At 75.2% G+C, this 13,712-nt stretch carries 13 protein-coding genes; 3 read left to right on the forward strand and 10 right to left on the reverse strand.

All coding sequences use genetic code 11. The features are described from left to right. From E1284_RS16575 to E1284_RS16605, 7 genes are all read right to left on the reverse strand, one after another. On the reverse strand, positions 1-1,245 hold a 1,245-nt coding region (locus E1284_RS16575; RefSeq protein WP_131939989.1), incomplete at its 3' end, for a hydrogenase large subunit. Beyond that, on the reverse strand, positions 1,245-2,702 hold the full coding sequence (locus E1284_RS16580) for a proton-conducting transporter transmembrane domain-containing protein (protein ID WP_131939990.1): 1,458 nt from the start codon (positions 2,700-2,702) through the stop codon (positions 1,245-1,247). The genes E1284_RS16580 and E1284_RS16575, both read right to left, overlap by 1 nt. Beyond that, positions 2,702-3,361, reverse strand: a complete 660-nt coding sequence (locus E1284_RS16585; RefSeq protein WP_131939991.1) for a hypothetical protein — start codon at positions 3,359-3,361, stop codon at positions 2,702-2,704. The genes E1284_RS16580 and E1284_RS16585 overlap by 1 nt, the downstream gene beginning before the upstream one ends. Further along, on the reverse strand, positions 3,358-4,302 hold the full coding sequence (locus tag E1284_RS16590; RefSeq protein ID WP_243714529.1) for a respiratory chain complex I subunit 1 family protein: 945 nt from the start codon (positions 4,300-4,302) through the stop codon (positions 3,358-3,360). The genes E1284_RS16585 and E1284_RS16590 overlap by 4 nt, the downstream gene beginning before the upstream one ends. Beyond that, on the reverse strand, positions 4,299-6,314 hold the full coding sequence (locus tag E1284_RS16595) for a proton-conducting transporter transmembrane domain-containing protein (protein WP_131939992.1): 2,016 nt from the start codon (positions 6,312-6,314) through the stop codon (positions 4,299-4,301). The genes E1284_RS16590 and E1284_RS16595 overlap by 4 nt, the downstream gene beginning before the upstream one ends. Beyond that, positions 6,311-6,796 carry an NADH-quinone oxidoreductase subunit B family protein gene (locus E1284_RS16600; RefSeq protein WP_131939993.1) on the reverse strand — a complete coding sequence of 162 codons (486 nt, stop codon included), beginning with the start codon at positions 6,794-6,796 and terminating at the stop codon, positions 6,311-6,313. Before E1284_RS16600 ends, E1284_RS16595 begins: the two co-directional genes overlap by 4 nt. Positions 6,797-6,885: 89 nt before the next feature. Further along, on the reverse strand, positions 6,886-7,233 hold the full coding sequence (locus tag E1284_RS16605) for an ArsR/SmtB family transcription factor (protein WP_131939994.1): 348 nt from the start codon (positions 7,231-7,233) through the stop codon (positions 6,886-6,888). Between the two features lie 176 nt (positions 7,234-7,409). On the opposite strand from E1284_RS16605, the gene E1284_RS16610 reads away from it, so the two are divergent. The 3 genes from E1284_RS16610 to E1284_RS16620 are packed head-to-tail and all read left to right on the forward strand — an operon-like array spanning position 7,410 to position 10,851. Next, entirely contained in the window at positions 7,410-8,021 is a 612-nt protein-coding gene (locus tag E1284_RS16610; protein WP_165965301.1) for a TetR/AcrR family transcriptional regulator, read from the forward strand. Continuing rightward, positions 8,018-10,249, forward strand: a complete 2,232-nt coding sequence (locus tag E1284_RS16615; protein WP_207923784.1) for an MMPL family transporter — start codon at positions 8,018-8,020, stop codon at positions 10,247-10,249. The genes E1284_RS16610 and E1284_RS16615 overlap by 4 nt, the downstream gene beginning before the upstream one ends. 8 nt (positions 10,250-10,257) lie before the next feature. Beyond that, a complete protein-coding gene (locus E1284_RS16620; protein WP_131939996.1) occupies positions 10,258-10,851 on the forward strand; it encodes a TetR/AcrR family transcriptional regulator in 594 nt (197 codons plus the stop codon). 9 nt (positions 10,852-10,860) lie between these two features. Here E1284_RS16620 and E1284_RS16625 read toward each other — a convergent pair whose 3' ends face one another. The 3 genes from E1284_RS16625 to E1284_RS16635 are packed head-to-tail and all read right to left on the reverse strand — an operon-like array spanning position 10,861 to position 13,651. Then, entirely contained in the window at positions 10,861-11,991 is a 1,131-nt protein-coding gene (locus tag E1284_RS16625; protein WP_131939997.1) for a RedV protein, read from the reverse strand. A 26-nt stretch (positions 11,992-12,017) separates the two neighbouring features. Beyond that, positions 12,018-12,764: a 4'-phosphopantetheinyl transferase family protein gene (locus tag E1284_RS16630; protein ID WP_131939998.1), complete on the reverse strand. Its 747-nt coding sequence runs from the start codon at positions 12,762-12,764 to the stop codon at positions 12,018-12,020. Next, the gene (locus E1284_RS16635; RefSeq protein ID WP_131939999.1) at positions 12,761-13,651 is read right to left on the reverse strand and encodes a DUF6206 family protein; all 891 of its coding nucleotides are present in this window, start codon (positions 13,649-13,651) and stop codon (positions 12,761-12,763) included. The genes E1284_RS16630 and E1284_RS16635 overlap by 4 nt, the downstream gene beginning before the upstream one ends. Between the last annotated feature and the right edge of the window lie 61 nt (positions 13,652-13,712).

The following is a 13,712-nucleotide window of genomic DNA, read 5'->3' on the forward strand; positions in this document are numbered from 1 at the left end:
GGGCCAGGCGGTGACCAGGCCCGGGTTCATGGCGTAGGTCAGATCGCGGATGATCTCGATGGACGCGGCCGTCTCGCGGACGCGGATCTGGAACCGGGCCAGCACGTCGCCGGTCGTCGCGGTGGGGACGGTCAGGGCCGGCCGCAGGTCGGTGAACGGGTGGTCGCGGCGGGCGTCGGCGTCCACGCCGCTGGCGCGGGCGGCCGGGCCGAGGACGCCGAGGTCGCGGGCGGCCTCGGCGGTGAGCGGCGCGGTGCCGGTGAAGCGGTCGACGACGACGGTGTGGCCGAGGGCGAGGTCGGCGAGTTCGGCGATGCCGGCGCCGATGGCCGTGAGCGAGGCCGGGTCGGGCAGCGTCCGCAGGACGGCGCCGCCGAGGAGGACGCCGCCGCGCAGCAGCCGGTGGCCGGTGACGCCCGCGTTGAGGCGCAGGAGCTGCTCGCGGATGCGGCCGAACTGGGCGTTGAGGACGGAGTGCCCGACGTCGTTGCAGAGCGCGCCGAGGTCGGTGACGTGGTTGTAGAGGCGTTCGAGTTCGAGGAGGACGGCCCGCATCCGCTGCGCGCCGGGCGACACGACGCAGCCGGCGGCGTCCTCGACGGCGAGGCAGTAGGCGAGGGCGTGGCCGACGGTGGTGTCGCCGCTCACGCGCTCGGCCACCGGGAGCGCGTCGAGCGGCAGGCGTCCCTCGACCAGTTTCTCCAGGCCCTTGTGGACGAACCAGAGCCGCGCCTTCAGCTTGAGGATGCTCTCCCCGACGACCGAGAACCGGAAGTGCCCCGGTTCGATCATGCCCGCGTGCACCGGCCCGACCGGGATCTCGTACACGCCGGGCCCGTCCACCTGAACGAACGGGTAGGGGCCCTCGGGGTCGCCGAACGGCGGCGGCGCCCCGGCGTCGGCGCGCATCGGGTACCAGCCGCGCGGCCAGTGGTGGTGCCGGACGAGCCGGCGCGGCAGCGGATGCCCGTCCGGGACGATCCCGTACAGGTCGCGCATCTCGCGTTCGAACCGCCCGGCGGGGAAGCTGAGCCCGGCCAGGCTCGGCACGTGCGGGGCGTCCCGGTCGAGCCGGACGTGCAGTTCGGTGCGGCGGTCCGGGCCGGGCGCGGTGAACAGGTAGACGACGCGGGGCCCGGCCGGGTCCTCGTGGGCGGCCGCGAGGGCGAGGCGGTGCCCGTCCCGCAGCAGCCCGGCGGCGTGCTCGGGCAGGCGGGCGGCGTCGATGTCGATCACGGTGGTCATCAGTGTGCTCCGAGAACGGCGGCGGCATCGAGCAGGAGCGGGTGGAGGGGCCAGAGCGAGACGCCCAGCGCGGCGCACGCCAGCAGCCCGAGCAGCAGCCCGGCGGCCGCCCCCAGCGGCGGGCGGGACGGGAACGTCGCGGCGCCGGGCCCGGTGCGCGGCCCGCCGAGCAGCATCCGGGCCGTCCCGGCGGCGACGGCGGCGGTGGCGACGAGCAGCAGGGCGAGCGCGGCGGCGACGGCCCAACCGAGCCCGGCGGCGAACCCGGCGCGGAAGACGGCGATCTCGCTGGCGAACAGGCTGAACGGCGGGAAGCCGAGCAGCGCGAGCACGGCGGCGCCGAACGCCCCGCCGACCAGCGGCGACCGGGCCGCGAACCCGCGCACGGCGCTGATCCGGCTGGTCCCGGCGGCCTGCTGGACGTGCCCGGCGGCGAGGAACGCGACCGATTTGGCGAGCCCGTGCCCGAGGACGTGCAGCAGCACGGCGGCCATCGCGAGCCTCGTCCCGACCGCGGCGCCGAGCGCGAGCAGGCCCATGTGCTCGATGCTGGAGTAGGCGAGCATCCGCTTGTAGTCGCGCTGGCCGAGCAGCAGCGCCGCCGCGAGCGCCAGCGACGCCAGCGCGATCACCAGCAGCAGCGCCCGGACGAACCCGGCGCCGAGCGCCGCGTCCGCGATCACCTTGACGCGCAGCACGGCGTAGAACGCGACCGACAGCAGCACCCCGGACATGAGCGCCGACACCGGCGCCGGGGCCTGGCTGTGGGCGTCCGGCAGCCAGGCGTGCAGCGGCGCGAGACCGGCCTTGGCGCCGAACCCGAGGACGAGCAGCGCGACGGCGATGCGGGTGACGTCCGGGTCGAGGCGCCCGGCGTGGGCGGCGAGCTCCGTCCAGTCCAGGGAGCCGGACGAGGGGACGTGGGCGTGCTGGGCGGCGAAGTGCAGCAGCGTGACGCCGAGGAACGCCAGCGCGATCCCGGCCGAGCAGATCACGACGTACTTCCAGGCGGCCTCGGTCGCGTTGCGGGTGCGGCGGTGCCCGACGAGGAACGCGGTGACGATCGTGGTGGCCTCGATCGCGACCCACAGCGTCCCGAGGCTCGCGGCCAGCACGGCGAGGGCCATCGCGGCGACGAACGCCTGGGTGAGGACGCCGTAGCGGCGCCGGTCGCGGGCGGAGGCGTCCTCGGCGGCCAGGTGGGCGGGGCTCGCGAGCATCGCCGGCAGCGCCACCGCGCCGATCACGATGAGCATGAACGCGCTGAGCGCGTCGGCGCGCAGCAGGCCGTCCAGCCCGGTGCGGGGGCCGGCGGCGGCCAGCGCGATCCCGGACGCGAGCACCCCGGCGGCGGCCACGGCGCCCAGCCAGGACGTCCCGCGCCGCCAGCCGAGCACGGCGTGGGCGGCGGAGGCCAGGAGCGGCACCCCGATGGGGGCGGTCAGCAGCAGGCTCATCAGTCGCGCAACTCCCGCAGGTCGTCCAGGTCGGTGTCGCCGAAGGCGTCCCGCATCCGCGCGGTGAGCACCTGCAGCACCAGCACCGCGAGCAGCACGTCGAGGGAGACGCCCAGCTCCACGATGAGCGGCACCCCGGACGTGGTCAGGAACGCCACCGCGGTGATGCCGTTGTCCATCAGCAGGAACCCGACGATCTGGGACAGGGCCCGGCGCCGCGTCACCAGCACGAACAGCCCGATGAGCACCACGGTCAGCGCGATCGGGACGGCGTGGGTCGCGGGCGAGGGGTCGAGCCGGACGATCGGCCGGGTGACCGCGTAGGCGAGCAGCCCGAGCAGTGCCGCGACCGTGAGCGAGGCCGCCACGTTGACCAGCGGCTGCGCCTCCCGGCCCGGCCCGCCCCCGGCCATGGCGCGGCGCAGCAGCCACGGCAGGACCAGCACGCGCAGCACCCCGATCCCGGCGGCCAGCACGACGACCTCGGCGTCCTTCTCGTGGACGCCGAGCACCGCGATGAGCAGGGCCAGCGCCGCGCCCTGCAGCGCGAACAGCCGCACGATCGCGGCGAGGTCGCGGCGCCACAGCACCAGCACGCCGGTGAGCAGGAAGGCGCCGCAGGCCGCGTCGAGCAGCTGGACGTACACGGCGTCGTTCACGGTGCCACCAGGAAGAAGGAGGAGGCGACGGCGAACAGCGCCAGCACGAACGAGCCGGCGAGCAGCTCCGGCACCCGGAACATGCGCAGCTTCGCCATGAAGACCTCGCCGGCGGCCAGCGCGCCGCCGGCGACCGCGACCTTGGCGGCGATCGCCGCGGCCGCGACCGGCAGCATGGCGAGCGAGTCCCCGGCGATGCCCCACGGGACGAACAGGTTGGACAGCAGGGCGAGCAGCACCGTCAGCCGCATCGCCGACGCCCACTCGACCAGCGCGAGGTCGGGCCCCGCGTACTCCAGCACCATCGCCTCGTGGATCATCGTCAGTTCCAGGTGCGTGGACGGGTTGTCCACCGGCATGCGGCCCGCCTCGGCGATGACGACGATCACGAGGGCGACGAGGGCGAGCAGGCTCGCGGGGAACACGACCTGCTGCGGGTCGTCCAGCGTGGAACCGACGATCGCGCCGAGGTTCGTGGAGCCGACCCGCACCGACAGCGCGAACGTCGACAGCAGGATGGTCGGCTCGACCAAAGCGAGCACGACCATCTCGCGGCTCGCGCCCATGCCGCCGAACGCGGTGCCGGTGTCGAGGCCGGCGAGCGCGAGCGCGACGGTGCCGAGCGCGAGCAGCGCGGTCACGGCGAACAGGTCGGCGGCGCCGTCCAGCGGCGAGCGCGTCGTGACGACCGGGACCGCGGCCGCGACCACGAGCGTCGTGCCCGCGAGGACGAGCGGCGCCGTCCGGAACAGCGGTCCGGTTCCGTGCGGGGTGATCGGCTCCTTGCGGAGGAGCTTGCGCAGATCCCGCCAGGGCTGCAGGACGCCGGCGCCGGCCCGTCCCTCCGCCCTGGCGCGGATCTGCCGCATCAGCCCGACCAGCAGCGGCGCGCCCGCCGCGACGAGGACGACCTGCAGGGCCGTCCCGAGGATTCCGGTCACCGGATCACCGCCAGGGCGATCAGCAGGCCGGTGAAGGCGTAGAAGCCGTACCCGACGTAGCGGTGCACGCTGCCGTTGGCCAGGCCGCGCGCCGCCTCGCCCAGCCGCGCCGCCGCGGTGAGGACGGGCCGGTACAGCCGGTGCTCGACCCGGTCGCCGATCCGCGTCCGGTAGGTCACGCTGTCCACGAGATAGGCCGACTCCTTTACCGGGGTGACGTCCAGGTCGGTCTCAGGGGCGAGGACGTTGTCGAAGACGCGCTGCAGGGGTTCGGCGAACGAGGTCGCCGTGTACTCCATGCGCGGCGACATGGGGCCGGCGCCGCAGTCCCAGAGCCGGGCGCGGCGGCGGGCCGTCCGGCGCGTCGCGGCGGCGCGCAGCAGGGCGAGCAGCCCGACCGCGGCGACCAGCAGGGACGCGGCGATGAGCAGCGGCGACACGGTTCCGGACGTGCCGGCGAGGTGCAGGGTCACCGGACCGGTCACGGCCTCCGGCCCCGGGACGGCGACGGCGACCGGACGGGCGATCGCGGGCAGGACGAGTCCGGGCGAGAGCGCCAGGACGAGGCAGCACGCGGCGGCCATGGCCATCCCGGCGAGCATCGCCGCCGGCGCCTCCCGGGCCCGCTCGGCCGCGGAGCTTCGCGCCCGCGCCAGGAACCCGACGCCGAACGCCTTCACGAACGCGGCGATCGCGAGCCCCGCCGACAGGGCCACGGCGGCGACGGCGAGCGGCATGGTGACCGCCGTCGCCGTCCCGCCGGACGGGAGGGCGCGGACGAGGCTCTGCAGGAGCAGCCATTCGCTGACGAACGCGTTGCCGAGCGGGAGCGCGGACGCCATCAGCGCGCCGATCCCGAAGAGCGCCGTGGTGGCCGGCATCCGGGTCCGCAGGCCACCGAGGGCGTCCAGGTCGCGGGTGCCGGTGGCGTGCAGGACCGACCCCGCCGCGAGGAAGAGCAGCGTCTTGAACCCCGCGTGGTTGACGACGTGCAGCAGGGCCGCGGTCAGCGCCAGCGCGGCCAGCGCCCGCGCGCCCGACGCCGCGAACAGCCCGGACGCCCCCACCCCGACCAGGACCAGGCCCATGTTCTCGCAGGTCGAATAGGCCAGCAGCCGTTTGAGGTCGGCGGCCACGGCCGCCTGGAGGATGCCGTAGAGGGCCGATCCGCCGCCCGCCGCGAGGACGAGCAGCCACCACCAGGCCGCCCCGCCGCCGAGCAGGTCGAACCCCACCCGGACGATCCCGTACACGCCGAGGTTCACCATCGCCGCGCTCATCAGCGCCGACACGTGGCTCGGCGCCTCCGGATGGGCGCGCGGCAGCCACACGTGCAGCGGGGCGATCCCTGCCTTGGACGCGAAACCGGCGAAGACCGCGAGGAACACGGCGGCGCGCCCCCACTCCGGAAGGCCGTCCGCCGCCGCGCGGAGCCGCTCGAACGACTCGCCGTGCGCGGCCGCCGCGAACCCCGCCAGCCCGGCGAGGATCACCACCAGGCCGGCGTGCGTCATGACCGCGTACCAGAGGCCCGCCGTCCGGACCTCGTCCCGGCTCCGGTGCTCGGCCACGACCAGCAGCAGCGACGCGAGCGCCATCAGCTCCCAGGCCAGCAGGAACGTGCTCACGCTCGCCGCCGCCGGGACGAGCAGCATCGACGCCAGGAAGACCGGCGCCATCACCTGCGGGACCCGCCCGTCCAGTCCGCCGTGCCGGGTGTAGCCGACCGCGTAGACGGCGGCGCACACCGCCACCGCTCCGGTGACGGCGAGGAAGAGGCCGCCGAGCGGGTCCAGGGCGAGCCGGACGCCCGCGAGCGGCAGCAGGTCCGGCAGCCGGGCGCTCCACTCCCCGCCGCGCATCGCCGCGACCCCGGCGGCGACGGCCGCCGCTCCCCCGGCCGCCGTCAGCGCCCCGGCCGCCGCCCGCCGGGCCCGGCGCGGCAGGACGAGCCCGGCGAGCGCCGCGACCAGGTTCAGGGCCAGGGCGGCGGAGAACGCGGCGGACGTCATCGCCCGGACAATCCGCGCAGCGCCGCGACGATCGCCTCGGGTGCGGGCGGGCATCCGGGGACCTCGACGTCGACCGGCACGACGTCCCCGACCGCGCCCGCGACCCCGTACGCCTCGGCGAAGACGCCGCAGTTGCGCGCGCAGTCGCCCAGCGCGACGACGACCTTCGGCGCGGGGACGGCCTCATGGGTGCGGCGGAGCGCCATCTCCATGTTGCGCGTGACCGGTCCCGTCACCAGGAGCGCGTCCGCGTGCCGGGGCGAGGCGACCTGCCGGACGCCGTACCGCTCCACGTCGTACACCGGGCCGAACGCCGAGGCGATCTCCACCTCGCAGCCGTTGCAGGAGCCCGCGTCGACGTGCCGGACCTGGACCGATCCGGCGAGGTCGCGGGCGCGCTCGGGAAGCGTCCGCTCGGGGGGCCTCGGCGCGGCCTCGGCGGCGCGCCCGGTCGTGCGGATCTTGCGGAACAGGTCTCTCACGCGGGTCCTCGTGGTCGGATACTGACATGCGCAATTGCCAATTTTAGCAACTCATAAGCGTGGAAAAGCCGCATGTGCGGCGGGGACGGTCAGCCGCGCCCGCGCTCCGGCCCGGACGCCCGCATCTCGTCCAGCAGCTCGGCCTGCCCGGACAGCACCCCGGTCAGGATCTCCCGCGCCACCGCGAGCAGCTCCGCGACGCGGGGGCTGGTCAGCGAGTAGATGACCGCCGCCCCCTCCTTGCGCGACACGACGAGGCCCGCCCGGCGCAGCACGGCGAGCTGCTGCGACAGGTGCGCCGGCTCGATGCCCACCTCCGGCAGCATCTCCGCCACCGCGTGGTCGCGCTCGCTCAGCAGCTCCAGCACGCGGATCCGCGCGGGATGGCCCAGCGTCTTGAAGAACTCCGCCTTCAGCTTGTAGAGCGGCGTGCTCACCGCGCCCGCCCGCGGACCGTCCGTGGCACCATCGTCCCGGTCACCCTTCGCCGGAGTAGCAACTTTAGCAATTGCCAATACTAGCAACTCCTGGCCGTGCCGGCCCCGCGCCCTCACCCGAACGGGTGGGGGCGTTTCCCTTGCACTGTGCAATGGTCTGGGCGTACCTTGGCCAAGTGGACAATGCGAGTGGACAGGGCGTCCGGCCAACCAGTGCCGAGCAGGGCGCCGCGACCCGGACGGCGATCCTGGAGGCCACGGCCGCGCTGATCGCCGAGGTGGGCTGGGGACGGGTCACCATGCGCGGGATCGCCGCGCGGGCCGGGGTGCCGCACGGCGCGATCAGCTACCACTTCCAGGGCAAGGACGACGTGCTGCGGCAGGCCGCCGTCGCCGGGACGCTGCGGGCGCTGGCGCAGCCGCTCGCCATGGCGCAGGCGGCCGAGAGCGTCCAGGAGATGTTCGAGGGCACCCTCGGCTGGTTCGCCGTCGGCGGCCTGCAGGACCCGTCGGCCGCCCTGCTGCTGGAGACCGCGCGCCAGGCCGCCCGGGATCCGGCGCTGCGCGAACCCCTGACCGCGGAGCTGCGCAAGTTCCGGGCGGCGCTCACCGAACTGGTCGAGCGGAACCAGCGGGAGGGCCGGGTCGCCCCCGGACTGCCCGCGTCCGGGACCGCGACGGTCGTCGCGGCGCTCCTGGACGGCCTGCTGCTGCACCTGATCCTCGATCCCGAGCTCGATCTGTCGGACGCGGCCGAGGCCGTGCGAACCTTTCTGAGAGGCGGATGATGGGACAACGTCGCTGGGGCACCCTGATGGCCGAGCACCGCCGGCTGGTGATCACCACCTGGATCGTGCTGCTCATCGCCTGCGGGGTGAGCTTCCCCTTCCTGTTCAAGCAGCTCAAGGCGCCCAACTACGGAGTGGAGGGCGCGCAGTCCACGCGGGCCTCGCAATTAGTCCAGCGGTACTTCGCCGGGCACGGTGACGAGCAGGACGTGATCGTCTTCGACAGCGCGCAGGGCCGGATCACCGACCCGGCGCGCAAGGCGGCCGTCCAGAAGGTGGTCGCGGCGGCCGCGCGGGAGAAGGGCGTGGTCACCGTGATCAGCCCGTTCGATCCGCGGGCGCAGGGGCAGGTGTCCGCCGACGGGCGCGCCGCCCTCGCCCTCGTCGCGCTCAAGGGCGACGCGCACCAGCTCCCACCCCGCGCGGCCGACCTGCAGGACGCGATCGACGGCGCCGCCGGCGCCGGCGTGGCGGCCTACCTGACCGGCTACTCCCCCATCACCAACGACCAGACGGCCGTGGAGAGCGCGGACGCCGAACGGGCCGAGGCGGTCGGGATGCCGCTCGCGTTCGCGGTGATGGTGCTGGCCTTCGGCGCGGTCACGGCGGCCCTGCTGCCGCTGGTGCTGGCGATGGCGGGGCTGGTCCTCACCTTCGGCGTCATCTACCTGCTCACGTTCGGGTTCACCTTCGACGCGTTCCTGCTGACGATCGTCACGATGATCGGGACGGGCATCGGCATCGACTACGCGATGTTCATCGTCAGCCGCTTCCGTGCGGAGCTGGCCCGGCGCGGGGTGACCCGGGACGGGCCGCGGCGGGAGGCCGACATCGCGGCGGCCGCCGGGGCCGCGGTCGCGACGTCCGGGCGGACCGTGCTGTTCTCCGGCGTCGTCGTCGCGATCTCGGTGTGCTCGCTCTACATGATGCGGGCCCCGGTCTTCCGGGAGATCTCCACCGGCGTGCTGATCTCGGTGGTCTGCACCCTCGCCGCCGCGCTGACCCTGCTGCCCGCCATCCTCGCGGCGCTCGGCCCCAAGGTCGACGCCGGATCGCTGCCCGAGCGCTGGCGCCCGGCGGACGTCCGCCCCGGTGTGGAGGTCGAGCACGGGACGTGGGCGCGCTGGGCGCACCTGGTGATGCGCCGCCCCGTCGTCTTCGGCCTGGTCGCCGCGGCGCTGCTGGTCGCCGCCGCGCTTCCCGTCACCGGCCTGAAGTACGGCATCGACCTCGGCACCGCGTCGCTGGACGGGCGCCCGACCGCCAAGGCGCAGGCCGTCCTCGAACGCTCCTTCAGCCCCGGCGCCGTGTCGCCGGTGCAGATCGTCGTCACCGGCGCGGACGGCGGCGCGCTGGACGCCGCCGGGCAGCGCGGCGCCGCGCGGCTCGCGTCGCTGCTCGCCGAGGACCACCGGGTCGCGGCCGTCGAGTCCACGCCCGGCTCCGGGCGGGTGCTGATCAACGCCGTCCCGTCGGTGCCCATCGACTCGTCGGAGGCCGAGGCACTCGTCAAGGACATCCGGAACGACGCCGCCCCCCGCGCCGCGACCGGCCAGGAGGTGTTCGTCGGCGGCGCCACCGCCACGTTCGTCGACCTGGCGGAGGAGACGACGAGCAAGCTCCCCTGGGTGATGGCGCTGGTGCTCGGCCTGTCGCTGCTGTTCCTGCTCGTGGTGTTCCGCAGCATCGTGCTGCCGATCAAGGCGGTCGCGATGAACCTGCTCGTCACCGCCGCCGCGGTCGGCATCACCGTCGCGGTGTTCCAGTATGGGCACGGTGCGAGCCTGCTCGGCTTCGAGAGCACCGGGTTCCTCCAGGTGTACCTGCCCATCACGGTGTTCGTGCTGCTGTTCGGCCTCTCCATGGACTACGAGGTCTTCCTCATCCGCCGCATGAAGGAGGCGTGGGAGGACGGCCACGACAACGCCGCCGCCGTCGCCACCGGCATCGAGCACACGGCCCGGCCCATCGCCGCCGCCGCCGCGATCATGGTGGCGGTGTTCGGCGGGTTCCTGACCGCCGGGATCCTGGAGCTGAAGGAGTTCGGCCTGTCCCTCGCGGTCGCGATCGCGCTGGACGCCACGCTGGTGCGGCTGGTGCTCGTCCCGGCGCTGATGAAGCTGCTGGGCGACTGGAACTGGTGGCTGCCCGGCGGTCTCGGCCGGAGGCTGCCGAGACCGGACGAGGACGGTGTCAGTCCGGCGGCCGGGCAGCGTCTGGCCGGCTGAGGCACCCGATGCACCCCGCGGAGAAGACGGCGCGCACCGAGATCTGCGACCAGGCGCTGCGGCTGTTCGCCGCCGCCGGCGCCGACAACGTCAGCCTGCGGCAGGTCGCGGCGGCGGCGGAGGTGTCACCGAGCCTGGTCGTCCACCACTTCGGCGGGAAGGCGGGCCTGCACGAGGCCGTCAACGAGCGCAGCCTGGCCGTCTTCCGGCGGTTCGCCGAGCACGTCGCCGGGGCCGGGCGGGACGGCGGGCCCGGCGAGGACTTCCTGCCCGCCCGGCTCGTCTCCTTCCTCGGCGGCGACTCGCCGGTGGCGGCCCACCTGTGCCGGCTGCTGCTGGGCGACGAGCCGGCCGGGGAGCAGATCTTCCGGCGGTGGCACGCGCTGAAGCTCGCCTGGCTCGACTCCCTCCCCGGCGCGGCCCGCGCCGGGGAGGACCGGTCGCTGCGCGCCGCCTGGCTCACGGTGAACGAGCTGGGCGTCCTGCTGCAGCGGCACCGGCTCCGCGAGCTCCTCGGCCGGGACCCGCTCGCCCCCGGGGAGGCGGCGCGCTGGGCCGAGGTCGGCGGCGGCGTCCACCGCGGCGGCCCGGGCCGGGGCTGAGCGGGGCGGCTACAGCGCGCGGAACGCGGCGGCCGGCGCGCGGCGCGGGGACGCCGGGAACGCGGCGGCGGGCCGGCCGAGCCGCGCGGCGAAGAACACCCGGCCGGGCATGCCGAACCGGCGCTGGAGGGCCGGCCGGAGATCGGTGTGCTGGATGACGATGCTGACCGGGTGCAGGACGAGGCCGGCGGCGGTGGCGTCCAGCCAGTAGTCCGCGAGCGCCGACGCCGCGGCGAGCGTGTCGGGCAGGCCCGGCTCGGCGACCGGCAGGCCCATCAGCACGATGACCGGTGAGCGGCGCACCACGGCGGCGAGCCGCCCGGCGAGCAGGCGGGGGTAGCCGACCCGGCTCAGCGCGGCCATCGCGGGCGGCGCGAGCGCGAGCCGCCGGGCCCACCGGCCGTAGGCGGGCAGCGGCCCGAACAGGTGCTCCAGCGTGAACCCGTCGGCCGCGCCGGCACTCCACCGCAGGAACGAGTGCGTCTCCCGCCAGGCGCCGCCGTGCGCGAAGTCGCGCCCGCCGTGCTCGGCGACGAAACGGGCGAACCGCGCCCGCTCGGGCCAGGACCGCAGGTGCCGGACGAGGACCGGCAGCCCGTCGCCCCGGTGCCGGGCGAGCGCCGCGAGCAGCGCCGGGTCGACCGGGTCGGGACGGAACGGCGCCCGGTTGGTGCGGCGGCGGCGGGCGAGGGCGCGGAGATCGTCCAGGGTGCCGTCCGGGTCCCCGCCACGGCGGAACTCGGCCACCCGCAGCGGCTCCCAGCTGCCGGGAAGACCCAGGCCGGACGGGGACGCCCCGCGCGCGAGCGTCCGGGCCCGTGCGACCGTCCAGCCCTGCGCCGCCAGGGCCCGCTGGAGCAGGCGCCAGTACAGGCCGCAGCTCAGCTCCATCTCCAGCGCATGCGCGGGCAGCGCGCCGAGGCTGCGCTCACGGTCGATGGCCAGGACGAGGACGTGCCCGTCACCGGTGGAGCCGAGCAGCCCCGCCGCCGCGCCCCGCGCCGGAGCGCTCACCATCCGGGCGAGGCACCAGGGCTGGCAGTTGTGCGACGACGGGCTGAGCACGGCGACGTCCAGCGCCGCGGACAGGGCGTCCGCGAACGCGGGGGCGGCGATGCGTGGGGGCGTCTGCGCGGTCATCGGTTCCTCCGTCTACGGTGCGGGGTTCACCACACGAGGGCGAAGGCGTACCCGCGGATCTCGGCGGCCCAGCCGTGCCGGGGCCATGGCAGTGCGGCGGCCTCGCGCCGCAGGCGCGGTCCGGCCGTCCAGGTGAACGCGCCGTCCGGCCGCCATCCGGTCAGCGCGACCTCGCGGGTGTCGAGCCGCAGGCCGAACCCGAAGCATTTGAGGACCGCCTCCTTGCAGGCCCAGCGCAGGGTCGGCGGCATCCCGGCGAGCCCCGCGCCCTCGGACCGCAGCAGGCGGACGAGGGCGGGGGCGAGCACGCGGTCCAGTTCGAGGTCGATCCCGACCGGCCGGGGGCCGCAGGCCGCGACGGCGAGCCCGCCCGAATGGGAGATGCCGATGCGGACGGGCGCGTCCGTGACCGGCATCCCGGCGCGCGGCCCGCCCTCTACGGCGGCGATCCGGATCGCGCGGGTCGCCCGGCGCACGCCGGCGTGCGCGACGCCGTGCGCGCGGACCGCGTGCTTGGCGGCGAGCCGTCCCGCCAGCCATTCCGTCCGGCGCTTCGCCGACCGGAAGGCCGCGGCGCGGTCGCCCTCCCCGGCGGCCAGGTGCCGCGCCATCAGCGCGGTCACCCGCCCGGCGGGCTGCCGGCCCAGCCAGTCGGCCGACACCGCCGCGAGCGTCAGGCCGCCGGGCAGGTGGGCGACGCCCAGCGGGCGCGCCGGGTCCAGCGGAAGCAGGTCCGCCGAGATCCCGGCGCGTCCGGCGGGCGGCCCGGTCAACGGTCGACGTCGGGCGGCAGCAGGAACGGGTAGGTCCGCCGCCGGATCCGGTTGTGCCAGAACCGGTCGGCCTTGCGCAAGCGCTGGATCAGCTCCCACATCCGCGCGTCCTCCCGGTAGTAGGCGTCGACCTCCTCGGCGGTGATCGGCTGCTCCAGGTGCTCGGCCGCCTGCTCCAGGAAGACGGGGACGAGGTCGCCGAGCCGCTCCTTGTGCAGGTTGCCGAGGAAGTCCAGCACCACCCCCCGCGTCGAGTAGAACTTGTCGAAGATCGACCTGGTCATCGAGAGCCGGACGGCGTCGCGCAGCGCCCACGGCAGCGAGGTGAAGAACAGCCGCACGTCCAGCTGCTCCCGGCCGCGGCCGTCCCGCATCAGCGGGGTGGTGATGTCGAGGTACACGAGCTCGCCGCCGATGTCGGTCCAGTTGGACGCCTGCGCGTCGAGCCCGAGGTCGGGCAGGACGGCGCGGTCGACGGTGTCGAGGAACCGCTTGAAGAAGCCGCGGGCCCACTCCTCGCTCTCGGCGTGCAGCAGCCTCGAGCACAGCCGGTCGCCCGGCAGCTCCTCCTGCACGCAGTACGCCACGATCTGCCCGGACGGCCGGACCCGGTGCCACAGCTTCGTCTCGGCCACCTTCAGCCCCCGCTCGCCGAGCCGGGCGAGGTAGGTGTCCAGCGACCTGCGGTACCGGTCGAACCGCTGCCGGGACGGGAACACGGGCAGCCGCTTGCAGGCGAACGAGCCCGCGCCGGTGTCGAGCCTGAGGACGAGGGTGACCTCCCCGTAGCCGAGGACGTCGAGGGCGGTGTCGTCGGTGGTGATGAGCGCCCGCTGGACGCCGCGCTCCAGCCGGGACAGCTCCTCGTCCGGGACGGTGAACGCCATGCGGGCCTCAGAGTTCCCCGTCGAGGGCGTCGTCGAGGCCGCGCGCCGACCGGACCCGGAC

Source organism: Actinomadura bangladeshensis (assembly GCF_004348335.1).
GTDB classification, from domain to species: domain Bacteria; phylum Actinomycetota; class Actinomycetes; order Streptosporangiales; family Streptosporangiaceae; genus Spirillospora; species Spirillospora bangladeshensis.

Coding starts and splice junctions, on each gene's coding strand:
- E1284_RS16580 (WP_131939990.1), bottom strand. CDS start 2,702: ATGAGCCTGCTGCTGACCGCCCCCATCGGGGTGCCGCTCCTGGCCTCC.
- E1284_RS16595 (WP_131939992.1), bottom strand. CDS start 6,314: ATGACGTCCGCCGCGTTCTCCGCCGCCCTGGCCCTGAACCTGGTCGCG.
- E1284_RS16615 (WP_207923784.1), top strand. CDS start 8,018: ATGATGGGACAACGTCGCTGGGGCACCCTGATGGCCGAGCACCGCCGG.
- E1284_RS16620 (WP_131939996.1), top strand. CDS start 10,258: ATGCACCCCGCGGAGAAGACGGCGCGCACCGAGATCTGCGACCAGGCG.
- E1284_RS16625 (WP_131939997.1), bottom strand. CDS start 11,991: ATGACCGCGCAGACGCCCCCACGCATCGCCGCCCCCGCGTTCGCGGAC.
- E1284_RS16635 (WP_131939999.1), bottom strand. CDS start 13,651: ATGGCGTTCACCGTCCCGGACGAGGAGCTGTCCCGGCTGGAGCGCGGC.